32 protein-coding genes are annotated in these 26,751 nt (G+C 45.5%); 14 read left to right on the top strand and 18 right to left on the bottom strand.

All coding sequences use genetic code 11. The features are described from left to right. Positions 1-194 precede the first annotated feature (194 nt). Positions 195-1,148, bottom strand: coding sequence for an Rpn family recombination-promoting nuclease/putative transposase (locus B9N89_RS29525; RefSeq protein WP_132325836.1), 954 nt, complete (start codon positions 1,146-1,148; stop codon positions 195-197). Between the two features lie 313 nt (positions 1,149-1,461). Between B9N89_RS29525 and B9N89_RS29520 the strand changes: the two genes are divergently transcribed. Beyond that, positions 1,462-1,944 (top strand): hypothetical protein, encoded by a 483-nt coding sequence (locus B9N89_RS29520; protein WP_132325838.1) that lies wholly within the window; start codon positions 1,462-1,464, stop codon positions 1,942-1,944. Between the two features lie 725 nt (positions 1,945-2,669). Here B9N89_RS29520 and B9N89_RS29515 read toward each other — a convergent pair. The 3 genes from B9N89_RS29515 to B9N89_RS29505 form a co-directional block, all read right to left on the bottom strand. After that, a complete protein-coding gene (locus B9N89_RS29515; protein ID WP_143478299.1) occupies positions 2,670-3,692 on the bottom strand; it encodes a hypothetical protein in 1,023 nt (340 codons plus the stop codon). A gap of 669 nt (positions 3,693-4,361) precedes the next feature. Continuing rightward, positions 4,362-4,703 carry a hypothetical protein gene (locus B9N89_RS29510; protein WP_132325844.1) on the bottom strand — a complete coding sequence of 114 codons (342 nt, stop codon included), beginning with the start codon at positions 4,701-4,703 and terminating at the stop codon, positions 4,362-4,364. Positions 4,704-4,794: 91 nt separating this feature from the next. Continuing rightward, positions 4,795-5,169 carry a hypothetical protein gene (locus B9N89_RS29505; RefSeq protein WP_132325846.1) on the bottom strand — a complete coding sequence of 125 codons (375 nt, stop codon included), beginning with the start codon at positions 5,167-5,169 and terminating at the stop codon, positions 4,795-4,797. A 122-nt stretch (positions 5,170-5,291) separates the two neighbouring features. On the opposite strand from B9N89_RS29505, the gene B9N89_RS29500 reads away from it, so the two are divergent. Next, on the top strand, positions 5,292-5,600 hold the full coding sequence (locus B9N89_RS29500; protein ID WP_132325848.1) for a helix-turn-helix domain-containing protein: 309 nt from the start codon (positions 5,292-5,294) through the stop codon (positions 5,598-5,600). Between the two features lie 28 nt (positions 5,601-5,628). On the opposite strand, the gene B9N89_RS29495 is transcribed toward B9N89_RS29500, so the two are convergent. Beyond that, positions 5,629-6,879 (bottom strand): RNA-guided endonuclease InsQ/TnpB family protein, encoded by a 1,251-nt coding sequence (locus tag B9N89_RS29495; protein ID WP_132325850.1) that lies wholly within the window; start codon positions 6,877-6,879, stop codon positions 5,629-5,631. 49 nt (positions 6,880-6,928) lie between these two features. On the opposite strand from B9N89_RS29495, the gene tnpA reads away from it, so the two are divergent. From tnpA to B9N89_RS29460, 7 genes are all read left to right on the top strand, one after another. Further along, on the top strand, positions 6,929-7,339 hold the full coding sequence (tnpA, locus tag B9N89_RS29490; RefSeq protein WP_132325852.1) for an IS200/IS605 family transposase: 411 nt from the start codon (positions 6,929-6,931) through the stop codon (positions 7,337-7,339). Positions 7,340-7,381: 42 nt separating this feature from the next. Beyond that, complete coding sequence (locus B9N89_RS29485; RefSeq protein ID WP_132325854.1) at positions 7,382-7,912, top strand: DUF4423 domain-containing protein; 531 nt, start codon at positions 7,382-7,384, stop codon at positions 7,910-7,912. Positions 7,913-8,200: 288 nt separating this feature from the next. Then, positions 8,201-8,419 (top strand): hypothetical protein, encoded by a 219-nt coding sequence (locus B9N89_RS29480; RefSeq protein ID WP_132325856.1) that lies wholly within the window; start codon positions 8,201-8,203, stop codon positions 8,417-8,419. 124 nt (positions 8,420-8,543) lie between these two features. Then, entirely contained in the window at positions 8,544-9,464 is a 921-nt protein-coding gene (locus B9N89_RS29475) for a DUF1338 domain-containing protein (protein ID WP_132325858.1), read from the top strand. A gap of 141 nt (positions 9,465-9,605) precedes the next feature. Further along, a complete protein-coding gene (locus B9N89_RS29470; RefSeq protein ID WP_132325860.1) occupies positions 9,606-9,842 on the top strand; it encodes a hypothetical protein in 237 nt (78 codons plus the stop codon). 199 nt (positions 9,843-10,041) lie between these two features. Next, positions 10,042-10,821 carry a hypothetical protein gene (locus tag B9N89_RS29465; RefSeq protein ID WP_132325862.1) on the top strand — a complete coding sequence of 260 codons (780 nt, stop codon included), beginning with the start codon at positions 10,042-10,044 and terminating at the stop codon, positions 10,819-10,821. Between the two features lie 138 nt (positions 10,822-10,959). Further along, positions 10,960-11,637 carry a crotonase/enoyl-CoA hydratase family protein gene (locus B9N89_RS29460; RefSeq protein WP_132325864.1) on the top strand — a complete coding sequence of 226 codons (678 nt, stop codon included), beginning with the start codon at positions 10,960-10,962 and terminating at the stop codon, positions 11,635-11,637. 433 nt (positions 11,638-12,070) lie between these two features. On the opposite strand, the gene B9N89_RS29455 is transcribed toward B9N89_RS29460, so the two are convergent. From B9N89_RS29455 to B9N89_RS29435, 5 genes are all read right to left on the bottom strand, one after another. Continuing rightward, positions 12,071-12,295: a hypothetical protein gene (locus B9N89_RS29455; protein ID WP_132325866.1), complete on the bottom strand. Its 225-nt coding sequence runs from the start codon at positions 12,293-12,295 to the stop codon at positions 12,071-12,073. Beyond that, on the bottom strand, positions 12,240-13,001 hold the full coding sequence (locus B9N89_RS29450; RefSeq protein ID WP_132325868.1) for a 4'-phosphopantetheinyl transferase family protein: 762 nt from the start codon (positions 12,999-13,001) through the stop codon (positions 12,240-12,242). Before B9N89_RS29450 ends, B9N89_RS29455 begins: the two co-directional genes overlap by 56 nt. Positions 13,002-13,136: 135 nt before the next feature. Then, positions 13,137-14,315, bottom strand: coding sequence for an alpha/beta fold hydrolase (locus tag B9N89_RS29445; protein WP_159455726.1), 1,179 nt, complete (start codon positions 14,313-14,315; stop codon positions 13,137-13,139). A gap of 37 nt (positions 14,316-14,352) precedes the next feature. Beyond that, a complete protein-coding gene (locus B9N89_RS29440) occupies positions 14,353-16,197 on the bottom strand; it encodes an LTA synthase family protein (protein WP_132325872.1) in 1,845 nt (614 codons plus the stop codon). A 24-nt stretch (positions 16,198-16,221) separates the two neighbouring features. Further along, positions 16,222-16,782: a DNA-3-methyladenine glycosylase I gene (locus B9N89_RS29435; protein ID WP_132325874.1), complete on the bottom strand. Its 561-nt coding sequence runs from the start codon at positions 16,780-16,782 to the stop codon at positions 16,222-16,224. A gap of 321 nt (positions 16,783-17,103) precedes the next feature. Here B9N89_RS29435 and B9N89_RS29430 point away from each other — a divergent pair, with 321 nt between their 5' ends. After that, on the top strand, positions 17,104-17,577 hold the full coding sequence (locus B9N89_RS29430; RefSeq protein ID WP_143478298.1) for a hypothetical protein: 474 nt from the start codon (positions 17,104-17,106) through the stop codon (positions 17,575-17,577). Positions 17,578-17,770: 193 nt separating this feature from the next. Further along, on the top strand, positions 17,771-18,166 hold the full coding sequence (locus B9N89_RS29425; protein WP_132325878.1) for a hypothetical protein: 396 nt from the start codon (positions 17,771-17,773) through the stop codon (positions 18,164-18,166). Here B9N89_RS29425 and B9N89_RS29420 read toward each other — a convergent pair. From B9N89_RS29420 to B9N89_RS29410, 3 genes are all read right to left on the bottom strand, one after another. Beyond that, positions 18,163-19,374, bottom strand: a complete 1,212-nt coding sequence (locus B9N89_RS29420; protein ID WP_132325880.1) for a dipeptidase — start codon at positions 19,372-19,374, stop codon at positions 18,163-18,165. The two genes, B9N89_RS29425 and B9N89_RS29420, sit on opposite strands and share 4 nt — an antisense overlap. Before the next feature lie 172 nt (positions 19,375-19,546). Then, entirely contained in the window at positions 19,547-20,491 is a 945-nt protein-coding gene (locus B9N89_RS29415) for an NADP-dependent oxidoreductase (protein ID WP_132325882.1), read from the bottom strand. A gap of 32 nt (positions 20,492-20,523) precedes the next feature. Further along, complete coding sequence (locus B9N89_RS29410; RefSeq protein WP_132325884.1) at positions 20,524-20,919, bottom strand: DoxX family protein; 396 nt, start codon at positions 20,917-20,919, stop codon at positions 20,524-20,526. A 161-nt stretch (positions 20,920-21,080) separates the two neighbouring features. Between B9N89_RS29410 and B9N89_RS29405 the strand changes: the two genes are divergently transcribed. Then, positions 21,081-21,524 (top strand): MarR family winged helix-turn-helix transcriptional regulator, encoded by a 444-nt coding sequence (locus B9N89_RS29405; protein WP_132325886.1) that lies wholly within the window; start codon positions 21,081-21,083, stop codon positions 21,522-21,524. Between the two features lie 22 nt (positions 21,525-21,546). Further along, on the top strand, positions 21,547-21,921 hold the full coding sequence (locus B9N89_RS29400; RefSeq protein WP_132325888.1) for a VOC family protein: 375 nt from the start codon (positions 21,547-21,549) through the stop codon (positions 21,919-21,921). A 56-nt stretch (positions 21,922-21,977) separates the two neighbouring features. On the opposite strand, the gene B9N89_RS29395 is transcribed toward B9N89_RS29400, so the two are convergent. Both B9N89_RS29395 and B9N89_RS29390 read right to left on the bottom strand, forming a co-directional pair. Next, entirely contained in the window at positions 21,978-23,300 is a 1,323-nt protein-coding gene (locus tag B9N89_RS29395; protein WP_200820819.1) for a sodium-dependent transporter, read from the bottom strand. Between the two features lie 74 nt (positions 23,301-23,374). Next, complete coding sequence (locus B9N89_RS29390) at positions 23,375-23,620, bottom strand: hypothetical protein (protein ID WP_132325892.1); 246 nt, start codon at positions 23,618-23,620, stop codon at positions 23,375-23,377. Positions 23,621-23,703: 83 nt separating this feature from the next. On the opposite strand from B9N89_RS29390, the gene B9N89_RS29385 reads away from it, so the two are divergent. Beyond that, entirely contained in the window at positions 23,704-25,845 is a 2,142-nt protein-coding gene (locus tag B9N89_RS29385; RefSeq protein WP_132325894.1) for a prolyl oligopeptidase family serine peptidase, read from the top strand. Between the two features lie 36 nt (positions 25,846-25,881). On the opposite strand, the gene mnhG is transcribed toward B9N89_RS29385, so the two are convergent. From mnhG to B9N89_RS29370, 3 genes are read right to left on the bottom strand one after another with little or no spacing between them, the layout of a single operon-like run. Continuing rightward, positions 25,882-26,178, bottom strand: coding sequence for a monovalent cation/H(+) antiporter subunit G (mnhG, locus tag B9N89_RS29380; RefSeq protein WP_132325896.1), 297 nt, complete (start codon positions 26,176-26,178; stop codon positions 25,882-25,884). Further along, positions 26,141-26,428 carry an MrpF/PhaF family protein gene (locus B9N89_RS29375; protein ID WP_132325898.1) on the bottom strand — a complete coding sequence of 96 codons (288 nt, stop codon included), beginning with the start codon at positions 26,426-26,428 and terminating at the stop codon, positions 26,141-26,143. Before B9N89_RS29375 ends, mnhG begins: the two co-directional genes overlap by 38 nt. Continuing rightward, positions 26,425-26,751 carry a Na+/H+ antiporter subunit E gene (locus B9N89_RS29370; RefSeq protein ID WP_234996196.1) on the bottom strand — a complete coding sequence of 109 codons (327 nt, stop codon included), beginning with the start codon at positions 26,749-26,751 and terminating at the stop codon, positions 26,425-26,427. The genes B9N89_RS29375 and B9N89_RS29370 overlap by 4 nt, the downstream gene beginning before the upstream one ends.

Raw genomic sequence — 26,751 nt, 5'->3', positions numbered from 1 at the left:
AAGAAGGAGTTTTTGGAAAGAGACTGCCCATGAGTGATATCAGGGCCTATCTTAATTTTTGTCTTGATTTGTGACACCCTTGCTCGGACAGGACAATGGAGTAAGGCTGAATGTTTCACGATGTCTTGTCTAGCTCGTCCCATGGTGGCAATCTAGCAGAACAAGCACTCACGAGCCAAAGACATCGCATGGGATCAAACGTCTTTAGCTAGCGCCTCGATTTCTTCGACAGAGAGCTTTGTCGCTTCCGCAATAAGCATCTTATCGAGGCCTTTTTGAAGTAGTGCAAGAGCAATGGCTCGTTGAGCTCTAGTCTCGCCTCTTGCTTCGCCTCTTGCTTCGCCTCTTGCTTCACCCCTTGCTTCGCCTTCAGCAATCCAATTATCGATCTTTTTAGAAAGCATGATTTCAACCTCGTCCAAACTTTTCACTTTAATGGAAGGATCTCTTTCCTCCGCACGAGTCACGGCAGTTACATATGCTATGAATGCTTGCGCAATATCAGCAAACTCAGCAGAACTTTCCAAAACCCGTTTTAATAGCAAAAACGTCGTGTATAGATTCTTCTGGTCCGCTTGCTCTAGAGCAAATATGGGTGCCACAAGATTATCTGAGCTGATGTCGTCATCGCTCACAGGCACACGTTTTTCATCAAGAAGGAAAAACTGGATCTCGGGCTGGTACGGCTTCAAAGCATCAGGACAGTCAGGATGCAGCAAATCAGCCATTGAGACGCCTGCCTTCCACTCCTTTTCTCCATTATATAGCACTAAAGGCAGCACAGGTGGTAGCTTATCGGTTATTTTTCCTTCTTTCACAAGCTGTAGAAATAGCAAGTTGACGTAGGCTAGAATTCTAACTGGCATGAATCGATCTACGGAACTCTGGAACTCAAGAAATAAGATAATGTAGAGGTCTCTATCATGCCACTTAGCCTTCCAAATGATATCTGATTCACGCTTTCTGAGCTTTTTCGTGACAAACTTAGGGCTTAGTGTATGTAGGCTGTCCCAATCGATATCATTGACCCATGGCTGCTTGACAAAGTTGACCAGCAAGTCCCTGACCATCTTTGGGTAGGAAAATAGCTGGGTGTAGGCCGGATCAAAAGGGGTTGGCTGTGAATCGCTGCCCTTATATTTTGACATAGTTTCTCCAGGACTCTTAGGCAAAGACTTAAGTTAATGTTATTAAGGAGTAAATGCCATAATAAAGGCGAATATGAGATCTTAGATTTTGTTGAAATAGGGGATTGTTGGTCGGAAGTCGCGTAAAATCGAAGCGTTTCAATATGATCTGGATAATCTTCACCAAGTTGTCATCACAGATGGTAATAATCTAACGCTCAGAGTAATTTATAACTTTCGTGGTCAAGTACTTAGTGAAGGAGAGCAAGCGATTACCATCGCTAAAAGCTATGATGGGCAAGGAAATCTAGTTAATACCGTTGACGGCAAGGGATTGATCACTGCTAGGGTCTATAGCTTAGACAATGCATTGCAGCAGGTGATAACTCCACTGCTGGAAAAAACTAGCTACACCTATGACCTCAATAGCAAGGTCAACGGCATCACCGATCCTCACAACCACACCCATCGTAAGATCCATGTTGAGCTGGGGCGACTGATGCAAGATATTCGGGTCTTAGGTTCGGCAAGTGAATATAGGAGCCAAGGCGAATCCGCCAGCTTTAGCTACAGCAAAAACCAACCCCTAGAAAAGATCAGCTACAGCAATGGCACCGAGGTGAACTATAGCTACGACAATTTCAATCGCGTTCTAAGCATCGTCAACCAGAAAAGCGATGGCAGCGTAATCAATAGCTTTAGCTATCAATGCCACTGGTTTAGGCTGAAGACTCTTCGTGCCACTGCCTTCGAGGGATTTTCAACCTATCGTGTGGCTTCGGCCTTTTTTAATTGCTCTTGGCTCTCGCCTTCCTGAGCGCTTCTTTAGTGGCTGGCTAATTATTGTCGCTAGAATGTATTTTTGTAGATTGTCCAGATTTGCCAATGAGCCTAACGATGACATCTTGCTGCGGTATGCACGTTCAGTGTCTGAAAATTTCTATTTGGGCGTGTACATAGGATCAAATCAAGATCTCGTTTTTGGTGGTTCAAATTTTGCCACACATGGTGATAGCTCAGCTAGATATGGAGTTTCAGGATCTTTTACTCTTTCTACCTATGGACAAGTTGAAAGCTCAATTGGAATTGATCTTGGTCAAAAAGAGTACTCAGATGACTATGATGGATTATAACGATATTTTTCACTTTATCCATTTTTTGAATTGAGGTTTGATACGTCTCCAAGTCTTCAGGCCTATGGATCTATTGGGAGATCGATCGTTCCAGGACTTCCAGAAGATATGAAAGAGGAAGTTAGTGATTTTGTTCTGGCGGTAGGCATCAGCTACAGGAATTTGATTTTTTAGAGCCCTTGCTAAATGATTTAAGGCTGTGATGGAAATTTTAACATGATGAGTTTCCTTGTGGGTAGCGCACAAGATATATGTGCGCTGCCCATTTCTGATGTTTTTTCCTAAGGCACACAGTGCTGCGCAAGCTAGGTATAAATGGTTGCCATACCTTTAAATATATTGCGCAGCACCTCAATGATACAGGTTCCAATTCTCGTCTTGAAGGTCTGTTAACCTAGCTGATTTAAAGCTAGGCAGCCTTTCTCTGTTTCGGGGCTATAGCAGCATTATACTGTTTGGAAGCTTCCTTAATTCCATCAAAATACGACTTATAGCTGCTCTTTATCGTTCCATTCAGCTCATCGCACATTTTTTCGCATTGCTTCACAACATCAACGATATCCAAGATATTGAAAACAACATCGACCACGGACATAACGACTGCTACAACTGTTACGAACTTTCCTACTGCATCCATCGCTTCAAATGCAGTGGCTTCGACTTCTTCAACAGGAAGGCCGGCTGCCTCCGCTTGTGCTTTGATTGTAGCATTTGCAATTTTAAGCTTGTAGAACATGATGGCAATGGCGAAGTTTTGGACCAGTGATAGCTCTGTTTTCGGGTAGTTTAAGCCTTTAAGGACATCCATAAACTGTTTTACGTCTGCGTCCGATCTTGAGCTTAAATTGAGTTTGTCGAGGGCATCATAAACTTTATTAATTTCATCGCTATTATAGACAATCCGTGCTGATGCCGCATATTTTTTGAAATTTGCTGCATCCAAAATGGTGTTTTTTTCTACCTCTGCCATAAATTGCATTAGGTTGCCTCGGCATGTCTTAGTATCCAATCCCTTTGGAGCTTTGGACGCTATGAGATTGTTGTTTTCCTTGTATTTTGCAACGTAGTCGGCAACATTCTTGTTAATTTTTTTCGATATATCTGTATCTACAGTCGCCAGCTTATCGTTCAGTTCTTTTGACTTTGAAGAAATTTCTTTCCTTTCTATAAGCTCTGCGGCTTCTAAAGCCGCAAATGCAGCCATACTCATACCAAAGGACCATATTGCTGAAACAGCTGCAGCATCTGCAGCAATTTGGGTCGCATCAGCTGCAATGGTCAGATCGCGAACCTTGCATGCTAAGTCGTTGAGGGTAGCAAACTCATCATTGATTGCGGTGTCTGAATCAAATTGACCTAGATTGACGAATAGACTATGTTCTGCAATTAGCTTATCAATGTTTGCATCACTTTCAGTTTCCCAAGTTGACATATAATTGAGGTAGGTTATTAGATCGGTACTGCTCATGATTGTATCCTTCTTGTTAATAATGGGCCTTGCATTAGCAGGATTCGGTTATTCCTAATCAAACGTTAGACGCGAAGATTTGAGGTACTCAAGAAGGGAAGGTAACTTTTTTTTGGATCGCTAGTCGAAAGGCATACCACCCCAAATTTGTTCATAAAACTCCAAGGTCGACAAGATTTTGATCAACAGTGGGTTCTTGTCAGACTATTGAATCAAACATCGAAGTATTGAACCCACTTGAATTTCGAACCCGCTAAAAAATATGTACTATCTAGGTGGGTCATGAGCTCCCGGTTTTTCTGATTTCGATTGGAACCGGCTATATCGATACTTATTCCGGTCCGAGTAAGTTTTCAAGAGCCCGCGAAATCCCTGGTCTTGGAAATCTGAAGTGTAAATAGAAGCCGTGGTATGGGGCGCACCAAGCCATTTATCCTATTTTCGACTGGGATGTGGTTCCGATAGACTCGATCTCACAGGGGTTCCAGCTGAAAAATATTGAAAGACATTGTTTTCGACTACTGTCCAAAAGTTTTCGATCCGTTCTAATGGGTTAAGGTTTCGGCTTGAAACGGTGGAGGTGCGAATGTCTCTACCATGACTTGGAATCGAGGGGGCCTGGGCCCCCTTATATTAGTTCTTTCTTAAGATGCAGTGAGTTTTGTAAGAAGAGCCATCCGCCGGTGGGTTAGGGATAAACTCTTTAAATACCTCTAGAGTGCCAAGGCTAATAGTTTCAAAGACTATCGAGTCAAACACACTGAAGATATAGCCGTGGTTGCCATTCTCGTTGGCCCAAAGCTCACTTTTGCCAATCCACGAGGTGTCAGTCGAAATTTCCGCTAGTTCCTTGGAACAATGGGATAAGTTCCGAACGGCATCGTTTGCTTCTCTCCCTAGCTCAATGATGCTACTTGCGAAAAGTGAAGGGCTTAGAGCGGATAGTAACAAAGCAGATCCAAGTAAGTTTCTCATTTTTTTCCCTTTTGAAGTGGGTTGATATTTGACGGCTTACCTATGGCTAAGCCATAGGCTTGCTCGGAATAAAGACAGACTACGGAGCTTTTCAATCGTTCATTGATACCTGACAACTATAGGTATCCCAGGTGAGCTCCTGAGAAACATGACTGGTTTTCAGAATCAACATCTGGCCTCGACCTGTAATAATATCTCCCTGTCTGGCATCGCCAACTATGAGATAGGTCGTCACGGTTGCTTTAGGGCTGTGGAAGCGGTCTAGGATGGAGGCATCGGTTACAGTGAGGTGATTGTCTCTCCATTGACTCACACAGCTAGATAACTGGGCGTTCAGTAGAATATTGGCAAGTTCTACCGAGCTAAGTTCTTCATCTGGTGGGTTTGAGTTTGTTGTAAAACTACCAGAATATGAAAGTTGGGGAGCAAGGCCTATCATAAGGGCAATCGCAGCAAAATATTTCATTTAAACCTCTTGATACGTCATCAATCTTGGACAAGGCAAAACTAGTTGTACCAGCGCCTAAGTTCAAACATAATGTGCCCGCCTGTTGTCTGAAGACAACGCTATGGATAGGAGAGGGACTCTTGGAATATATTAGCTTCTTGATCGAAATGTACTCGCAAAAAAAGAATAGTAACCCTAGATATTCTAAGAGAGCCTTTGCAAAGGACCTTGGTATCGATCAAGGGTTTCTAAGCCATTTGCTTAATGGAAAGCGGAAACTATCCCTCCAAAAGGCCCATGAGATCTCGGAAAACCTGGACCTTTCCCTTCGGAGTGCTAACCAATTCATCGGTTTAGTCCGTGCTGCTCATATTTCAGACCCGGAAAAAAAAGAAAAGCTCTTAGCAAGCTTAAACAAAAGTTCAATAGTTGAAACCTCACCCACCTGAAGGAGGGTGATTCTTTTCCACATCCTTATCAGGATGCTTCCAAGCTAAAGACGCCCGTACCTAACGCCTTGTCTAGAATATTACGGGATGCATTGGTGTCTGCATCCTCTTTGTGGTGACATATTTCACATTGGAACTCAGCTTGGCTTTGCCTGTTTTCCTTTGCTCTGTGACCACATTTATTACAGGTCAGTGATGTGTATTTAGGATCACAGTATATGATTCTTGCCCCACGTTTTTTAGCTTGCCACTCAAGCTTTTGCGCAAAATCATACCATCCTTCACGAAGGATAGCTCTATTTAAGCCCGATTTCTGCGCAACCATCTTACCTGGATTATCTATCGTTCCTTTAGAACTCCTACTCATGTTGCGAATCTTCAGGTCCTCTAGGGCTATTACAGCGTGGTTTTTGCTGAGTCTAACCGCTTCTTTCCACAAAGAATCCATGCGTATATTTGTAATCTTCTTATGAAAACGAGAGATTTTTCTCTTAGATTTATACCAGTTGATTGAATATTTCGTTTTTCGAGAAATCTTAACTTGCTCCCTTGCGATCTTTTCTTCTAGTTTTTTAATCTTTAGCTTAGGAAGATCGAAATGATTGCCGTCGCTAATCGCAATAGATTTTGCGATACCACGATCTATGCCGACATGTGTTCTCGATTCGTGGGATAGGCCATCATACTTGTCACCGACATCACACAAGATTGAGACAAAGTAACTGTCGCCATCTTTTGTAATCGTTAGCGACTTAACTTCACCTTCCATATCTCTGGATCTTATGAAGCGTATAGGATCTTTCATCTTTGGAAGATTGATATGTTTTTCAAGTACTTGAAAATTACCCTTGGGATTCTTTTTGGTTCTTCCTTTTGGTATTTTAACACCAGCTCTTTGAGTTTTTTTCTTTTTTTTTGGAAAAGAGCCTTCGCCTTTAAAAAATCTTTGAAAAGCGGTATCAAGATGCCTGAGAGAGTATTGCAATGCTTGACCAGGAACGTCTTTGAACCAGGGAAATTCAGACTTCAAAGCCTTCAGCTCTGCCGCCTGGTAATCATAGTTAATACTGTGATATTTCTCCCAGGACTTTATATCACTCTTGTCTAGTTTTGATCTGATTTCAAGAGTCGCAAATGATCTAGCTTTTTGTTCTTTGCAGTCGATCATCTTGCGTTGTTCAAGAGCAATATTATACAAACACCTACAAGCACCGATCCACTGATTTAGTACATCTTTTTGTGCCTTGTTTGGTTTCAATTTGTACTTGAAATACTGCATCGTTTTCTCTTACATTGCATCTGTCGTTAAATATATCTGGTGTTACTACATGTCAAGCGATTTAAGAACTGGAAGACATTGTATGTTTTTGATGCATGTACATCTGGTGTTTGTTGCAAAATATCGTCGAAAGGTTTTTACAAAACCAATACTCGACGATTTAGAAACTATCTTCTCCAAGGTATGCAATGACTTCGAAAGCGAACTAGTTGAATTTGACGGTGAACATGATCATGTCCACCTGCTAGTTCATTACCCACCAAAAGTCTCTGTCTCAAAGTTGGTTAATAGTTTGAAAGGAGCTTCGTCTCAAAGAATCAGGAAAAGGGGTTATCCTTCAGTTCAACAAGCACTATGGGGTGGAAGTCTATGGTCTCGCAGTTACTTTGCTGGCTCATGTGGCGGCGCACCTATTGATGTCATTAAGAAGTACATTGAGGAGCAGAATACTCCTAACTGAAGATTTGTTCACCTCCGCTTACGCTGCGGATCACAAACGCCTATCCATCCTGCACCTCAAGGAGTAGGTTTTTCGGCGATTTCAGATAAAAAAACCTTAAGCCAGTCAGCCTTTGCAGTCATATCAAACTGGTACTATTACGCCATATTAGAGATGACTTTTAAAACGGACTTTTCGTCCCATACTTCGGACATCGCTAAGAAGCTTGGTATTTCTGTTCTTGAAGCCGAGCTCGCCATAGAGAGGCTCCAAAATCTAGGTCTATTAACAAAAGATGCTCAAGGGAAATGGCAGAAAAGCAAAGGCAATATCTCTGATTTAGAAATCGCATCTAGACCGGGTACGGATAGGCACGTTCAAATCCTTAACAAAGCTAGCAAGGCGATCCGAGAACAGGATTTCAACATGCGAGAGTTTCATTCCGTTACGTTTTGCATCGATAAAAGTTTTCTTCCTGATGCAAAAGAGAAGATTAGGCACTTCTTGGAGGATATGAATTTACTCCTAGAATCCGGTGCTAGGGAGGAAGTATATGAGCTTAGTGTGGCCTTGTTTTCCCTTGAGAAGAACTGAGCTGTTTATCATCGGGCGATTCCAACAAGGACGAGATCTGGAGTCAGGTCTATCGCCAGCTCACAGCTCCATACAAGTGGGTAAGTAGAATCGGCTAGGTTTTGTGAGGCGTGTTATCCTAGTGACTTATCCAGAATTCGATGCCAAGTTTTTGAGACTCCGCCAAATACAGCTCTATTTGTCTCTTTATCCCAGTGGCTTATGCGATTTCGTTAGTGCACGATCGAGTGGGTCGATTGAATTATTATAGGGTAGTTGATCTATCCTTGTTAAAGCGGGAGAGCAGCGATGGAATGTGCAGCGATATCAGAAGACCATGTGGTCGTTAGGATTCTAAGGTACGATGATTACTACTCATTATTTTTCGAAGATATGACAATTTTGTCGATTCCCTATAAGCTTCTTGACGAGCCAGCCCTTGGTGAGCGGCTGTCGATCCTCCGGAGCCAGGAATACGGTTTTGTTATGACAATCCGATCCGAACAGCGAGAGCTCAGTCTCATCTGAAATAGGGGCGAAACGATCCCCTTCTCCCCTTCCACATTGTCCCTCGTGCGGATAAGTTCCTGATTTAAAATTCCCTAAAACTTGCTACAACTAGGAAGGTTTAATTGCTTAAGGATTTGGCATTATGGAAGCGATAGACGACTGCCGGCAACGGGTATTCAAAAAGCTGTGGACTCACTACTACGATCTCGTTCCCTATGCACCGAAAATAGAGGCTGACTTTAAGGCTAAGAAAGATGCTTGGATCGAAGATCATGTGGCCTACCGAACCCTTCCGGGAGAAAACACAGGCAAGCATGTCCTTCAGGAAGCTTTCGAGGCGTTGGGATATAAGAGAGAAGATGACTACCACTTCGAAGAAAAGAATCTCGACGCATTTTGGATGTCTCCCCCTGATAATCAAGGTGAGAGCTACGAGGCGTCCCCCAAGATTTTTATCTCAGAGCTGATGGCCGAAAAATTCAGCCAAGAGTTTCAGGATACGGTCCATGAGATCACTAAAGAGGTCCGCGTCTCACCACTACCCGCAATTCGTGACCTATTGGCTAAGGTTAAAGCTGGGGATGAGAGCGCAAAGGATGGCTTAGTTGATCACCTCACTGCCTTGCTAACGGAAGGGCCCGCATGGTCTCGACCTTCAAAAGGGCGATATCACATTCTCAAGTCAGAAAGTGATTATGCCGCCTGGACTTATTTGTTTGGTCATCAGATCAACCATTTCACTGTAAGCGTCCACCTTATGGACTCATTTTCAAGCATTCAAAGCTTGGGAGAGTATCTGGAAGGGGAGCTTAACATTCCCATGAATCATTCGGGAGGTCTGGTGAAGGGAACAGCTGAGATCAAACTTGAACAAATAGCGACGATGGCAGTCAAACGCCCTTTCACGTTTCAAGATGGGATTGAAGACGTTAGTTATGGGTTCGTCGAATTTGCAAAGCGCTATCCCTTAGAAGGTCGGTCTGACGACCACAAGTGGCAGTCATATTACCAGGGGTTTGTAGCGGCCAACGCAGACAAGATTTTCGAGTCAACTTACAAGTAATCAATCGATCGTTTTTTGCCCTTTCAGTTCCAGTTTTTCTGGGCTGTGAGGGACTATTGGTAATGCTTAGTCCAAAAATTGCTCTTTAGCCTTTAGCTACTGTGTTGCTGCTGTTCCTCTTGCTGTTGTTGAGGTTGAAGAATGTTATACAAGTTACTGTTTTTATTAGTTCTAGCTAGCTCATGCCAATCCACCAGCCGAGATCCTTTTGCTCGTCATACTGTCGAAGACTTAGACGAAAAGTATCAATCTGATCACGCCTACTGTCGCAAACATCGGGCGACTCGTGGTTTCCGGCGCTGTATGGTGCTGAATGGCTGGCATCCTGGAGAGGTCCGCTACAAGCAGCCTCGTCGTGGCTCAAAGCAGTCGTTTTAGGCGAGGCATCCGCTTGGAGCTCCGAACGGAGCGGGTCTGCCCCTCCTTGGGCTCAGTTTTGCTTTACAAACCACCCATCTCAATTTTTTGTTTTCCTCTAAAGTACTATAATAATTGCAGTATATAGAAATGCTTAGGTATTTTGTTCAGTAGGCCGATACTGCCTTTGAGAGATTACGAGGGAAATTAGGGGAACATCATGTTAAGACTTACGGGTCTCATCCTGATTCTAGCAGGGGTGAGCGGTTGTGAAGGCAATGCCTTCAATTCGGCTAGTGCTACGCGGGAGCCAGTAGAGGAACAACTTCCTATCAGAACCATCGATGCAGTGGTCGCGGATTCGACATTAGATGTTGAAGCCCAAGGAGCCTTGCTTGATGTCTGCGACGATCCAAATCAAATCAAAACGTTTCGGCAAGCTTTACCATTTCCACAAACGGCCAACTGTAACTTTGGTCAGGGCTTAAATATGCCTACCGCAGCTGGAGTGATGACAGCCCACGAAAAACAAACAGTCAGCATCGAGCTACCCCAGCGGTCGGTGGTGTGTTCGGTTGATTTGAAATCAGCCAGTGCTGACCTGCTGTACGACGACTACTTCTTTGTAAATCTCAACCAAACTATTCTGGTTGCGTCTGAGCTGGGTTGGGCTCAATTTTTCGATAAAGCCGGAGACCTTATTTCTTGGAATTGGGATAAGGTCAAGGGGCAAGCTCACGCACAGGTGGAGCAAGACCCAAATCTATACGGCGTCCAGTACTGCTTGGCCGATGAAGCCTGTCAGGTGCCCGGTCATGATGAACAGGGTTCTTTTGCGTTGAATCTCGACATGAAGAAAGTACCAGTCTTAGCGGAAAGGCTGGCAGAAGAGAAAGTTTTATCATTCGATGTGATTGCCACAGGAGATGACGATCCTGATGACTGCGATCACTCGGATCTCACGTTAAACGTGAGTATTGAATATGTTGCGATACCCTAGCCCCCGACAGGGTTGATGCATGGTCGTTTTTTTCCGATGCCAGGTCATGAGTATGGCCTGGCCCTTTTCGTTTGTGACTCATTTCTTTTTTAGAATTCAAGCTCTATAGTAGAGCCTCACTTAAATTGGGAGGGTCTTATGGGGACACATTGTTCAAGTGAAGTTGTTGATTCAGTTGGCCTGGTAAAGCTACACTCAGGTAAGGTCAACGCCTTTTCTCACGATATGATCGAGGAGTTGCATCAAATATTCGATGATCATAGAGATAATGAGCAGGTTAAGGCGGTAATACTCACTGGCCAGGAAGGGATCTTCTCCGGCGGATTTGATCTTAAAGTGATGAAAGAAAGCCATGAGGCCGCCATGGCTCTCGTGAAGGCTGGAGGTCAGCTACTGACCAAGCTATACCTTTATGAGAAGCCCTTAATTATTGCTTGCTCAGGTCATGCTATGGCTATGGGAGCAATTATGTTGTTTGTGGGAGACGTTCGCTTAGGAACCCAAGGGCAATTTAAGATTGGCCTCAATGAAACTGCAATTGGCATGACTCTACCAAAGCTGGCAGTGGCTCTAGCCAAGGATAGAATTTCTCCGGCAATGTTGACCCGAGCGGTGGCTATTGGTGAAATCTTTAGCCCTGATGAAGCCCAAGAAGCAGGCTATCTTGATAAGGTCGTCGTGCCTCAAGATCTTGAGCAGACTGCGCTAGCCTATGCGATGCAGATTGGAAACAATGTGCAGCTTCATGCCTTTGCTGCCAATAAAAGGCGGCTTCGGGAAGTGACATTGGAATCCGTCGCCAACATCTGGGACTAGAACCCGAAAAACTCTTCGTTTGCTTCGTTACGCCAAGCCTACAAAATCCTCACGTACGTTTGTACACTGCGGTTTGGTATGCTTGCCAAGCCTTGCACCCGAAGTTTTTTCGGGTTCTTGATATAAAACTCTTCGTTTGCTTCGTTACGCCAAGCCTACAAAATCCTCACGTACGTTTGTACACTGCGGTTTGGTATGCTTGCCAAGCCTTGCACCCGAAGTTTTTTCGGGTTCTTGATATAAAACTCTTCGTTTGCTTCGTTACGCCAAGCCTACAAAATCCTCACGTACGTTTGTACGCTGCGGTTTGGTATGCTTGCCAAGCCTTGCACCCGAAGTTTTTTCGGGTTCTTGATATAAAACTCTTCGTTTTCTTCGTTACGCTAAGGCGTGGCGAAGCTCTAGCTTCTTGACCTTATTATTATTTGCTGAGTTAAAACTCTGTTGAAACCAAAACCATAACTTCTGAGTCAAAACGAAAGTTCTTGCTCCAAGCTTCTTTCATCTGAGCCATGTAGTATTCGTGAACGTGTGCGGTTGGGATGGGAGTGGGGTCGCCTTTGGCAAAAGCTCGTCTGGCCTTGGCTTGAAGAATCTTGAAATCATCCTCTTGCTGTCGACGAGCTACTGGGTCGATACCCTTCGTTGCTAGACTCATGTGTATCCTCGAATATATAAACGCTTGAATGAACGTGGCCATAGCGAAAGTCGTAGCGACCTTTGCCTTGCTCCTCGAATAAAGAGTTGCTCACCGCTTTCTTGTTTATCGCAAAGCGAAAGTAATTGCACCCTTCAACGTCGGGCTCGACATGAATATCATGATAATTCAAGCGATAAATGGAAATAGGATAGTAGCACTTATAAATGGCTTCCTTGGCAGAAAACAGAAGTGAAATATACTCAGAACGATCAAAATGATGCTTATATTGCCATTCGTACTGCGCCACCTCCCGCCTCGTAAGGATCACATCCCATAAGCTATCGGTTGCCCCACTCAAAAATAAGCGCTCTGAGTTGATACCCAAGCTGCGAACCTTGTTTCGATACGCAATGGCCGCTGAAACATAGCTCGATGTGTGGGTGATGGAGCCAACGATACTTTGAGGCCAACGGGGTGACAGATCGGAATTCTGGCCTACGATCTTTTCACCAATGAAGTTAGCTGCGATCAAGGCTTGTCTTGCACAATGGCGACCCGCTAGAAACTGTACCTGGCGACGCGCTGAAGCGTGCAGGAGACCATTGGGTAGCTGCCGGCAGTCATAGTTCTCAAGCTCTTCCTGAAAGCTGCTCGAAATGAGAGCCGATACGTGAAATGAACCATGAAGCGCGATCTTCGGATTACTGATAGATCTGATTGGCATAAGCTATTACGATTGTTGTTGACGAGATCCTATCTTATCAATATCTCATGGACAAATGGCCCGCAATCATCTTCGATGTAGTTAATAGAATTTAACTTCAATCTGGAAGCTACTTCACTCAATACCAATGTCATACTAGCTCTCCTTAATATGGAGCTTGCAGTCGTCCTGCTTGATTTGATGTTGCAGAAAGCCGCGGATCAATTTGGCGACCTGTTTCGGACTTTCATATTGGGGAGAATGCCCAATGTCCGAGAGAATATTAAGCGTGCTGCCTGGAATTAGTCGATGAGCTTCTTTGCCATAATCAGCAGGAAAGATCGCATCCTTTTCTCCCCAAATAATGTGTGTTGGTATTTGGAGTGACGGTAGCTGGTCATTAAAGAACTTCGGCTGAAATCGGGGGTCGTCTCGTGATTCCATATTTTCAAAGGTCTGCTCAACGAGAAGCCCATACCAATCATAGTTCTCAAGAAACTGATTAAAGTAGTATTGCTTCACAAAAGGGGGAACAAACGGCAGATTATAGAATGCTCGCCCCAAAAAATCTTCGAATTCATCCATGGTTTCGATTTGAAATAAAACCTCGCCATCAAGAATTTCGTCATAAATAGACGGAGCATCTGGGGTGATGACCCCTGCACAGCAAATCAAGCATAGGCTCTTGACCATCTCGGGATACTTCAATGCGAAGTCGATGGCCAAACCCCCTCCCATCGAGTGACCAATCAGGTGAAACTGCTCGATTCCTTGATCATCCATTAAGCCTTTAAGCCAGTCGGCCATAGATGTGAGTTCGTAGTTCAATTGGGGGTTCTTAAAACTCTTGCCAAAGCCGGGGATATCAGGAGCAAAAAAATGATAATCAGGCACCATATGCTGGGCTAAATCGAAGAGGTTATCTTTGGTATCCGCAAAGCCATGAAAGAATACGATGGTTTCTTTGCCAGGTTTGCGTTTTGTTTCCCAATAACAGATGGGGCCTTCTGGGCTATCGTAGATCCGCTCTTCTCCGCCGATAACAGCGCGGCGAAGGGATATATAGCGGGAGAAAATGTCTTCACCCCACTTGATTTTCTTGGACTTTGGAATCTGCTCAAACCAGCGCTCCAAAGCTTTTTCTGCAGTATCGCGGGGTTTATTTGGAATAGCATCATACAAGCGATTAGCAGACTTGGGGAGAGGCTGGAAAGTCATCACGTTGATTCGTTTAGACATACCATAAACAGAATCGAGAACTTGATCTCCCGTTTTGTTGACACGATCTTTAACGGTCTTAATGGAATTCTGCACCTGATCAAGCTTTGCTAGCATGGGCTTCCCCTTCAAGTCTTGGATTGATCCCATAGGTTTACCAAATGAGGCGGTCTTCAATCAAACCATTATGATAATATTGTACCTTAGCTCTTAAGATTTGGTCCCACATTTCAGTCCGTCCACTTTGAATCGGTAGCCATGGTAGTACCTCTAGGTTAATCAGCTGGTCTTGCTCAAATGACAATAAGCCTTGGTGGTTAAGGATCTTGTATCGGCCACCAGAGTAAATAACCACATGACGATTGTCGTCTAATAAAAGGCTATTACCGAAATGAGGAAGGGGCTCCCTAGGACTCCATGCAAATAGATCTACTAGGGTAGGAAGAATATCAGCCTGCTGGGCGAGTTTATCGGTCTTCATATTCAAATCAATCATTGGGTGGAAAAAAATGAGCGGCACCCTGAGGCTTCCGACTTCAGTTTGATACTCCGCATGTTCCGACTTAGATGTATGATCGGAGGTGATGACGAACAGAGTGTTGCCATACCAAGGCTGGCTTTTGGCATAACGAAAAAATTCCCTTAGGGAGTAATCCGCGTAGCCGATGGACTCATGAATCTCCAAGGTACCTTTGGCAAATTTGTTTTGCAAAGCAGGAGGGATACTATAAGGCTGATGAGAGCTAAGAGTGAAAACACTGGCGAAAAAAGGCTGCGCCATCTGACTCAACGTCTTGCCTGTAAACTGCAGGAATGGACCATCGTAAATGCCCCAATGGCCGTCATGGTCTTGATCGCTAGGATAATCTTGTGCCCCCCAGTAACGATCAAAGCCGAATCGTTCGGCCATCACATCAAAAAACATGGTTCCATTTTCTCCTCCGTGGAAAAAAGCTGTCTCATAGCCCTTTTGCTTGAAGAGTTTGGGAAGTGGGGTCAGGGAGTTTGTTTGGTAGCTTGAAGTAATGAAAGGTCTCTGCATCCAGGAGGGTATGCCGGCGAAAATTGAAGGCATGGCGTCGATTGACCGTCTGCCATTTGCTATATGGTAGGGAAAAAATGTTCCCTGTCGGGCTAGTTCGTCTAGGAACGGCGTGTATCCTCGTCGCTGATGAGGCATTCCCATATATTCGAGGTTGAAACTTTCCAGAATTATGATCAGAACATTGGTCTGTTCGGGAAGCGTAGCTTCATGAGGTTTGGCGAGTGTCGGTACCGCAGATAGCGCACCTTCCACGGATCGCCAGTTGGGGAAGTAGCTCTTAGCTTGAATTCCAGACTGGTTGTATGTCTTTAGTATCGTAAAGCTGCTATTCAAACTAAGATTTGCTAGCTGAGGTAGGTTGCTAAGATACGCATGGGCTGGAATCAAAGGTTTAATTTGCGAACCACCTCTGGCTCCCAAGATGGTAAAACCTAGAGCAATCAGACCCCAAAAAAAACGCTGCGGCCAGCTTAGAATCTCTGTGCGGCGTTGGTCCAACTGTCGATCAAGGGCCCACAAGACGATAAACATGAGAACGATCAGTAAGGAAAAGTGCCAGTAGTAAGCGGCTACCTGCCAAATCTGAGCTTGCATGTCCTGGGCAATATGAAATGAGCTAGCTGTAAGTCGCTTACTCGTGAACTGAAAGTACTCTATGTCGAATATGTTGAGGCCAATGAAAATACCGTTGCAGCAAACGAACAAAATTCTCATGATCCGTGGCTTCCATACCTCCGATCTCCAAGGCATCAATTGAACCAGGATATAGGGACTATTGATCAAGCAAATGGCGGCAAGGTCAAAGCGCATCCCTATGAGGAAACTAAATAGCACATCTTGGGGTGGTAATTCGTGATAGAGGTGGATGTTGTGTATATAAAATCCGATGCGGAGCAGACAATAGATTCCGATAAGAATGAGGAAACGTCCCACCAAGGCTGTCACTGAAGTCACGCCAGTTGCACTCCTTTTATCGTTTTAAGAAAGTTCGCTGTGACGGAAGCACGAAGTAAGGTGGTCATTCACCATGCCTGTAGCTTGCATATGAGCATAAATTGTCGTTGATCCCACAAACTTGAAGCCACGCTTCTTCAGATCTTTGCTGAAGGCATCCGACTCCTTGCTTGTTGCTGGCACGCTTTTGCGATTCCGGCGGCGAAAAATTTTGGGGCTACCATCGACGAAGCTCCAGTTGTATTCACTAAAAGAGCCGAACTCCGCTTGTATTTCTAAAAATCGCTGAGCGTTGTTTACCGCAGCCTCGATTTTTTTTCGATTGCGAATAATCCCTGCGTCAGCCATCAATTTAGCGATCTTATTGTCGCTGAATCGCGCCACTTTATTTACATCGAAATCTGCAAAGGCCAGACGAAAATTTTCCCGTTTCCGAAGGACGGTGATCCAGCTTAGCCCTGCCTGCATAGACTCCAAGGTAAGGAATTCAAACAGCTTTTGGTCCTCATAAACTGGCACACCCCATTCAAGGTCGTGATATTGAACATAGAGGGGGTCGTCCCCTGCCCACCAGCAACGATTCATGGAAACTCCGCTATATATCAACCTATTAGATTACCAAGCCTGGGGCTGATTGCAAGGCTGCATTTAATATTTCAATGGCATATGATAGCGTTTTCTTCGCTTTTTAGAATGGGAGCAGCCTGAAAACTTAGCTAGGGTATTGGGGGCTGTTGATGTTGGGAGCACAGGCATCTGATATGCTTGTGCTCCCAACATCAACAGCCCCTAAAGAAAGAACTTAGGAATGATTGTCAATTGATGGAAAAATTCCATAGAGTTCGCCCAAGGGCTGTGCTTGGATGGGGCGGTGATGTGGATAGACGATCAAAGGAGTACGAAACCATGATATCAAAACGATTCTTATTGGTAGGCAGCCTGCTCTTGTGTAGCAGTAGCTATGGGCAAGAGCAAGATGCAAGCTTGAAACTGGGAATTGGTCCTGGTGGGCTGATAGTGGGCGGTGAATTCATTATGAAGGATACTCCTGCTGAAGGGTTTGGTGGCTACTTCAGCATGCACTCGAAGGACGAGGATGATGGTGCACCGGGTCTTACGGCATTGGGCGCCACGTTTAAACTTTCACAGCGTTTTGGTCCCTATGAAGTTTACCTCAGCCCTGGAATCGGTATTGTCAACTATGACTTTGGGGATGACGACGACCTTCTGATCGGACCCCGACTTGCAATTGGTTTGCATGCGGAGCTGGATGCTAATTTGGGATTGGGCTTTGAGAATCAAAAACTTTATAGCTATATGGGTGAGCGAGAGGGCCTGCTCGATGATTCATTTTTGCTAACAGTTCGATTCTCCATGTAGATTATCTAATGACGGCGCTCCAACGGGGCGCGTTCAAGCTTCTGATGCAACTAACCATAACCGAACCACACTATTAAAAAGAGATTCCGCTTCGACACATTAATTCGCTTGTCCCTGCCATCACCACTGCGCTAAAATTTACTAGGAACAAATAATAACTCCCAAATAAATCCATGTTGCATGAGGGTAAACCTTGCGTTGTTCCAAATGTACCAATGATCGTTTCGAGCTATTCCCAGCAGAAAGGCAGAGTTTCCTGTGGCGAGGCTCCTTTCACGTGGAGATTATGGTGCCATTGACTCTTAGTCGTTGTGAATCCTGCCACACTTTGCAGAGGTCGCGCCGGGAAATTCCCCTTATAGAGCGTGCTATCGAGCGATCAGTACCTCTCTATTTCCACAGCATGTTGCAAAAACTGGAGCGTTGGGGTCTGACAAGAGATGCCATCAGCCGAAGGTCTAAATTGGGGAAGAAAACTTTGAATCAATACTTTGACAATCGACATCAGTCACCTGAGCCAGAAGATTATCGGAGGGTCCTCCGGCTGGTGAAAGCCATGGAGCGTCATGGCAAAGGGTGGGGCTCTTAGCTAGGGTTCGCGGCGACTTGAGGCTTTGTTGACTCAACTTTCATCTGGCTGGCAACTTGCTCCGCTTCCCTAAGGACTCTAAGGAAGTTGCTATGAAAGATCTTTTCTCGATCCTCACGGCTATAGCCTCGCCGCTCCAGTTCCTTATCCAAGTTGGGGAACTTGGATACATCATCAAGATCCTTCGGTAGAGTGCCAACACCATCAAAATCAGAGCCAAGGCCCACGTATTCAACACCAGCAATTTTTACAATGTGATCGACGTGATCGGCAACATCTTTCACAGTCCCTGGCTTCATGGGGTTTTCTTTAAAAAACTGCTTGATCGCCGCTTGATAGGCTTTATCATCTTGATGTTTCATTCTCAATTTGAAACGTTCGACCTCATATTTCCTCAATACTGCAGCAGCTTCTGGAACAATATATCCTGAAAAAAAGTTTATCATCACGATACCGCGGTTGCTAGCAATCTGCTTTAAGACGTCGTCGGGGATATTTCTTGGGTGTTCTGCAAGGGCATAGGCTGATGAATGAGATGCTATCACTGGTGCCTTGGTCACAGCCAGAGCATCCTTCATTGTAGCAACCGATACATGGGAGATATCAACAAGCATTCCCAAGCGATTCATCTCTTCAATCACAGACTTGCCAAAATCAGTGAGGCCGTGATGCTGCGCGACATCGGTTGCTGAGTCGGCCCAAAAAATAGTTTTTGAATGAGTCAAGGTCATATAGCGAACTCCCAATCGATAGAGGGTACGCAAATGCGCTAGGGAGCCTTCAATGGAATATCCGCCTTCGACGCCGATCATGCTTGCAATTTTACCCTCTGCAATGGCTTGTTCTGCCTCTTGGCTGGTGCCCACCATCGCCAGGCTTTCTGGGTAATGCTCGACCATGCGGTGGATCAGATCTATCTGCTCCAAAGTTGTATTCAAAGCCGTTTTCTTTTCGGCAGTGGATGCTGGGACGTAGGCAGACCAAAGCTGCAATCCTACGTTGCCATCCTTTAGCCTCTTGAGGTCCGTATGAAAGTCTTTTTGCGTCTCTCTAAGATCTATATCTTCTAGCTTGACATTTTTACTGCGGAGCGCCCATGGAAGGTCGTTATGACCATCAACGACCCAATTGGTGCTAGGTCTTGGACTCGTGCAAGCCAGTGTGAGTGAGAGGGATAGTAGTGTCAAAACGGTGTGAGTGAGTCTCATCGAACAGTCTCCTTTAGGGTGTGATGAGCAAGAAGCTAGCGAGGGCGACAAGTTTTGACAATGAAAAATTTATGGTCGAGGGCAGACCCAAAACAGCCAATCAGGCTGAACTGGCAAGGCAGAGGATGTGTCTGAGCAGGGAGTGGCAGCTGATCTGCCACTCCTAAGTAGGCTATCGTGAGGAAGCCCCGTCCACGTCGAGGATGAGCTTACCGCGAACATGACCTTCTTTTGAAAGTTGGAGCGCTTGGGCAGCTTCGCTAAGTGGCAGAGTTCGATCGATGTGAATCTTGATCTTGCCATCATCGATGAGTTGGGCAATCTCTGCAAGTTGAGCGGCATGAGGCTGTACAAATAAGTAGCCAGCCTTCACATTGCTCTCGTCTGCAAGCTTCTCTGGTGGTGGTGCGACGATTGATACAAGAGCGCCACCAGGTCGAATGACCTTGAAGCTTTTTTCAAGTGTTTCGCCACCAATGGTGTCATAAACAGCATCGATGTCTTTCAAGACTTCGCTAAAGTCGGTCTTGGTGTAGTCAATAAACTCATCAACGCCGATTTCCTTAAGGAATTCCTGGTTGCGAGCGGATGCTGTGCCGATCACGCGCAATCCCTTGGCTTTGGCGATTTGCACTGCGAAATGCCCAACACCACCAGCAGCTGCATGAATCAGGACTGTAGCGCCAGGCTCAAGTTGCATGACATCGAACAAGCCCTGCCAAGCAGTGAGGGCTGCTAAAGGAACTGCGGCAGCTTCAGCGAAGCTAGCCGACTTTGGCTTTCCTGCTACTTCATTGGCTTTGACGACAATGTATTCAGCAAAGCCGCCGTCACGAGAGATTTCTGGGCGAGTGTATACTGCATCGCCAACTTTGAAATCACTCACCTGATCGCCAAGCTCGGCAATCTCGCCAGCTACATCCCAGCCAAGGGTTAGAGGTAGTTGATGGGGTAAGAATTCCTTGAGGTAGCCTTCGGCAATCTTCCAATCCACAGGGTTGATTCCCGCCGCGCGAACCTTGATCAACACTTCGTCTGATCCTACGTTGGGCTTCGGTATCTCGCTAAGAGTGAGATTGCTGATGTCTCCGTAAGATTGAATTTGAATCGCTTTCATATGATATTTCTCCTTAATCTAGGTCACTGGTTTTAGGCAGTTGCGGTTTTAGTGAAACTCTTTGGGGTGTCGCCACCAATCAGAGTGAGATAGGTCCAAATCATGAATAAAGCTTGGAACGGTAGTCGAACCAGTAGCATCACTGGGTCAGCATCTGGCATAAGCTCGGGGTTTAGGGCCACGTGAATGTTGGCTGGAAATACGGCAATCAGCAATAAGATGAGTGCGATACCGGTGAGCTTAGGGCGCCATGCGAAAATAGCCATAAGCCCTAAGATGATTTCAATCACCCCACTTAGGTCTACTAAGAACTGATGTAAAGGCAGGTAGTCTGGCATCATAGCCAAATAAAATTCAGGGTTTACAAAGTGCATGATGCCACCAAACACGAATAGTACACCAAGAAGAATTCTGAAAAACGTCTTCATACTTCCATCCTCAAAGATTACTGCAGGTAAAAATAGTAAGCAATTAATTAACGTGTTAACTAATTGCGCAATCTGTTATAGTCCTATTCGGAACATCTTTCAATAACTTAATGCATTAAATGCTTAAGTTGCGTATCTTCAAGGCCTTAGGAGGGCAGTCAATGGAACAGAACGATCTGAGTCTAGACAATCAGGTATGTTTTGCCATCTACCGGGCAAGCAACGGTCTTGTGAAGGCTTACAAGCCATTTCTTACAGCCTTGGATTTGACTTACCCCCAGTATCTGGTCATGCTCTGCCTGTGGGATAGAGACTCGATTACGATCAAGGACCTTGCAAAGAGAACTGGTATGGATCCAGCGCAGCTATCGCCATTGCTTAGGCGCTTGGAAAGCAAGAACTATCTCTCTCGTATTCGAGATTCCGGAGATGAGCGCTCAGTGAGGATTTCGCTGTTGCCAGCAGGCTTAGAATTAAAGGGCAAGGCGGGCAAAGTCCCTACAGGCCTCCGTGCTTGTATCAAGCTTAATGATGATGAGTTGAACTTGTTGAAGAGTCTCGCCAACCGGCTTCGTGTTTCTTTGGAGTCTTGTAGCGGAAAATAGACTTTGGGCGAGGGGAAGTTAGGTGATCGATCACTTCGAATTCAAAACTTCAGATTTCGACAATGCCAAGTACTGTTACCAGGAACTGCTCAAGTGTTTAGGAATCAGTGTTTCTTGGTCTGATGACAATGCCATTGCGTTCTTAGATCCCGAGAAAAGCCATAATTTTTTTCTCATCCAACGTAGTCATGTAAAATCCAAAGGTTCGCCGTTTCACATTTGCTTCTCTGCTAAAAGCAAACTTGATGTTGATTCCTTCCATGCGAGAGCCATGGAAATCGGCATGCTTGATTTTGGTAGTCCTGGCTTTCGATCCAGTTACGGGGAAGGCTACTATGCTGCCTTTGTAAAGGATGGTGAAGGAAACAACATAGAAGCCTTATTTCGTGCTACCTAGGGGCTGTTCAACTGCTTGTTACAAAACCCCTAGATACACGTGATTGATAATTCTCGCTAAAATAACCAGTTAATCAAGCCCACCACCATCACAACACCAACCCCAATGGGAGCTACAAAACGGCTGACGAAGGTAAGGCCGGTCGCGAAGATAGTCTTTCCACCGACAATCCGCTCCACCTCAGATGATGGAATGCACCATCCGAAAAATACGGCCGTGAGAAGGCCACCGAGTGGCATGAGTATGTTGGTGGTAGTTTTGTCGAAGGTGTCGAAAAAATCGAAGGTGCCTTGCAGCACATTGAATGATAGGGCGCAGAGAACTCCCACGGCCCAAATGATACCCGCAAAGAGCAGGGTTGCCTGCTTTTGGCTCATATTCTTTTCTTCTACAAAATAGGAAACCACAACTTCTAGCAACGAGATTGCCGACGTTAGAGCAGCAAAGCCAACCAGAGCAAAAAAAGCGATCAGTAGAATAGAGCCGAAAGACATCTGGCTAAATAGGGTTGGCATGGTGGAAAACATCAGGCCCGGTCCGGAGCCAGGCTCCAAGCCGTAGGTAAATGTGACAGAGAACATGACCAGTCCCGCGATGAGAGCGATAAGTGTGTCGAGAAAGGTCACGGCAGCCGCTGTTTTAACAAGATTCTCGCCTTTGGCAAGGTAGCTACCGTAGGTGATCATTGCTCCCATCCCTAGACTCAAGGTGAAGAAACTGTGGCCGACAGCCTCCAGCAGGGATTCACCAGTTAGCTTAGCAAAGTCTGGCTGGAATAAGAACGCAAACGCGTCGCCAAACCCATCGAGGCTCATGGAGAATACTAAGAGGGCTATCAACAGAGCGAAGAATCCGGGCATCAATATCTTCGACCAGCGCTCGATCCCTTTGGAAATCCCACCGATGACGATAGCAGCAGTGAGCACCATAAAACCCGTATGCCAAGCGAGCACCTGAACAGGGTCGGATATCAGAGCTCCTAACATACCTTCGATTTGCTCGGGGGCCTTGTTGCTAAAGCCACCGGTTAAGGCTTGCCATTCGAAGGATAATATCCAGCCTCCCACGACGCTATAAAACGAAAGTATAAGGAAAGCACTCAGAACGCCCATGGCACCTATGGCTTTAAATGGGCTTGGCTTACCATGAACCACATCGAACGCTGAGACTGCATTCTTCTGGGCTTTTTGGCCTATGTAGATCTCCGCGATAAAGATGGGAAACCCAACAAGCAATATGGTGATGAGATAGGCAAGGACGAAGGCGCCACCACCGTTCTGACCAGTAATATAAGGGAACTTCCAGATGTTGCCTAGGCCGATGGCTGACCCCGACGCTGCAAGTATAAAAGCTAATCGTCCGCTCCAGTGAGACCTCAATTCCAATACCTCCGAATATCTATGCAGTAATCACCGGTCAACATACAGAATCTGATCGTAGGAGAGAAGTAAAACTACGGCTTGAGCCAATTAGAAATATTGTTTTTTTTCTTGTTATTCGGCTGATGATTCCTGTTTTGCTCAATCTTTGGCGGACAAGCGGCAACGAGAGTCTGCTTGGTGTGTTGAAAAAACGTACTGAGACATCGAATCAAGAAACGATCTGCCGGATTGTCAATAGGGCTGGGTGTGACTTGCCTGATGATGGCCCCTAATACGATTTCTCCGGTTTTTGTGCCTAGGTGACGTAGAAAAACCATAAAGCTGATGCCCCTCCTCTGACTCGCTGGTGTTTTGATTATAGATTAGGTAGGCTGACGCCGCGCATAAAAAGGAGTCAAACATGAAACGAATCATTCCACTTCTAGGTCTCGCTGCAGTTGGTGCAGGAGCATATTGGTACGTACAGAGTAATACGAGTGTATCACAGACACCCTCTAGCACATCGGATGGCGTGGGGGATACTGAGTCCTCTGAAGACTTTCTTTGGCTCGAAGATGTGATGGGAGAAGAAGCTCTTAAATGGGTTCGTGAACGAAATACTAAAACTTTGGAAGAACTCACCCGAGACCCTCGTTTCGACGAGTTGAAGGAAGAAAGTCTCAAGATTCTGACTTCTAAAGATAAGTTAGTTTATGGCCAGATTCGAGGCGACTTTGTATACAACTTCTGGCAGGATGCTGACCATGTCAAAGGGTTGTGGCGACGAACTAGCTGGGAATCCTATGTGGCCAATGAAGATAAGTGGGACGTCCTTCTAGACTTGGATGCTCTCGCTAAAAAAGAAGGCAAGAGTTGGGTATACAAGGGTTCTACGTGTCTCAAGCCTGACTATGATGTCTGTATGCTGAGGCTTTCAGATGGTGGTAAGGATGCAGCCTACGTTAGAGAGTTCAATGTTGCTAGCAAGAGCTTTGTTGAAAATGGCTTTGCCTTGCCAGAATCGAAGTCCAACGTGGATTGGTTGGATGCGGATACGCTTCTGGTCAGTTCAACCTTTGGTGATAATGCGGTGACAGATTCAGGGTACCCACGGATTGTCCGCATGTGGAAGAGGGGGCAAGAGTTATCTGCGACTCCAGTGGTTTTCGAAGGTGAAAAGACGGACGTTTCCGCAAGTTCTACAGTTGTTCATAGCAAGGATCAGAAGCATATATTGCTGAGCCGGGCACCTACTTTCTATTCTGGTGTGCATTACCTCCTCGACGGTGACAAGAAAATCAAGCTTCCTATTCCCGAAGATGGTGAGCTAACGGGCTTCATAGCTGATCATGTCCTTGTGTCTCTGCGTTCCGATCAGTTGGGCCACAAGAAAGGCGATCTTCTCGCAATGAACCTAGAAGCGTTAAAGGCTGGTAAAGCTGAGCCACAGCTTCTGTTCTCCCCCAGTGAAAGTCAGGCTCTATCTTCGGTTCAAACCTCGGATAATTATGTCTTCGTTTCGTACCTAGAAAATGTCCAGAGCCGAGTCTTAAAGCTTACACCAGTCCTTAAAGGTGACAAAGTTACTTGGAACCAGGATGTGCTTGAATTACCGGAGCAGGGCACCATTGGTCTTGTTTCTATTGCCGATGATGCGCCGCGGATGGTGATCAGCTACGAAGACTATCTAACGCCTCGTTCGTTGCGAAGCTTGAATCCAGAGACATTAGAGTCGCAAGTGATTCAAACAGTTCCGGCTCGCTTTAGCTCCGATGACCTAGAATCCAAGCAGATGCTGGCCTCCAGTAAGGATGGCACTAAGGTTCCATACTTTGTGATTCACAAAAAAGGCATCGAACTAGATGGCACCAACCCAACTCTTCTTTACGGATATGGTGGTTTTGAAATTTCCATGAAACCTCGATACTCGTCTCTAACCGGAAAGCTCTGGCTAGAGCAAGGTGGCGTTTATGTTGTTGCGAATATTCGTGGTGGCGGCGAGTTCGGCCCCCGTTGGCACCAGGCTGCGTTGAAGGGTAATCGTCACAAGGCTTTCGAAGATTTTATTGGAGTCGCCGAGGACCTGATAGCAAAGAAAATTACGTCTCCTAAGCATCTGGGTATCTCTGGAGGAAGTAACGGTGGGCTTCTTGTAGGTGCGGTATTTACTCAAAGACCAGATCTATTCAACGGCGTGGTTTGTATGGTTCCGCTCCTCGATATGATGCGTTTTCATAAGTTGCTTGCGGGAGCTAGCTGGATGGGTGAGTACGGCAACCCAGAAGATCCTCAGATGTCTGACTATATTCGCTCCTATTCACCGTTCCATGTCGTAGACAAAGCAAGTGAGTACCCAGAGGTGTTTTTTATTACTTCAACGAAGGATGATCGTGTGCATCCCGGACACGCTCGTAAAATGGCGGCCAAGATGGAGTCCCTTGGTCACAAGGTCTACTACTATGAGAATATTGAAGGTGGTCACAGTGCAAGTGCTAACCTTGTTCAAAGAGCTGAGCAATATGCAATGCAATACACCTATCTCTTTAAGAAATTAGCAAATTAAAATGAATTGAGAAGGCAGCCTCAACAGGCTGTCTTCTCAGTTTTTGATGGACGTGTCGTCGACCTTTAGATCGAGGGCGCTTTTGCCGAGGGCGTGGGTGGCAACCGGCGTTGTTAGCAGGAGAAAAAGCACGATCCCCAGAGATTTGATTGCCGACTCGAAGCTTTGGTGAGCGAGGCACGAGCCGATGAGAATAAATATTGTTCCCAGAGTCGAAGCCTTACTGCTCGCTTGCATACGTTGAAAAAAGTGAGGCATCTTCACCAATCCGGCACCAGCAAGAAGCACAAAAATGCTACCGCAAAGAATGAAAGCGTGACTTAGAATGGTCATTACTACTCTCCTTAATAAAGCGGCTGAATACCAGAGCTGTTAAAAAACTAACCAAACCAAATAGTAGGCCGATATCCAGCACCATATCGTCTCCTGTAATGCCGTAGAAAACCCCCGTAACGGCAAGTCCCACGATAGCGAGGTAATCGAGCCCTAAAATGCGGTCTAAAACATGAGGCCCCGAGAAAACGCGGTATAGGCCACAGATAAAAGATAAACTTAGTATGATGGTGTATAAAGGAATCATCATCGTAGTAGCTCCAAAATCCGGGATTCAAGAGTTTTGATTGTTGCAATCGCCTCATCAGGTGTATCGATAAACATGAAATGGACGAGAGCAAAAGACTTGTCTGGAGCAAGGTCTACAACCATTGTCCCCGGTGAAAAGGTGATTAGATTAGCAAGAAGTGTCACCTCGGGGTCGCTTTGCTTCTCAAGAGGTACCTTTACGATACCAGGGCTACTGTGGTCGCGAATGGTCGCGACATCCCAGGCAATCTTGCAAGCAGAATAGAAAAGGTCAGCACAATAGATGCCGATAAACTTAGTAAGAAGCCAGGGCTTGTTAATCAT

This window comes from Pseudobacteriovorax antillogorgiicola, assembly GCF_900177345.1.
Taxonomy (GTDB): domain Bacteria; phylum Bdellovibrionota_B; class Oligoflexia; order Oligoflexales; family Oligoflexaceae; genus Pseudobacteriovorax; species Pseudobacteriovorax antillogorgiicola.
Note: the sequence above shows the minus strand (reverse complement) of the source record. Positions and strands in the feature narration are given on the sequence as shown.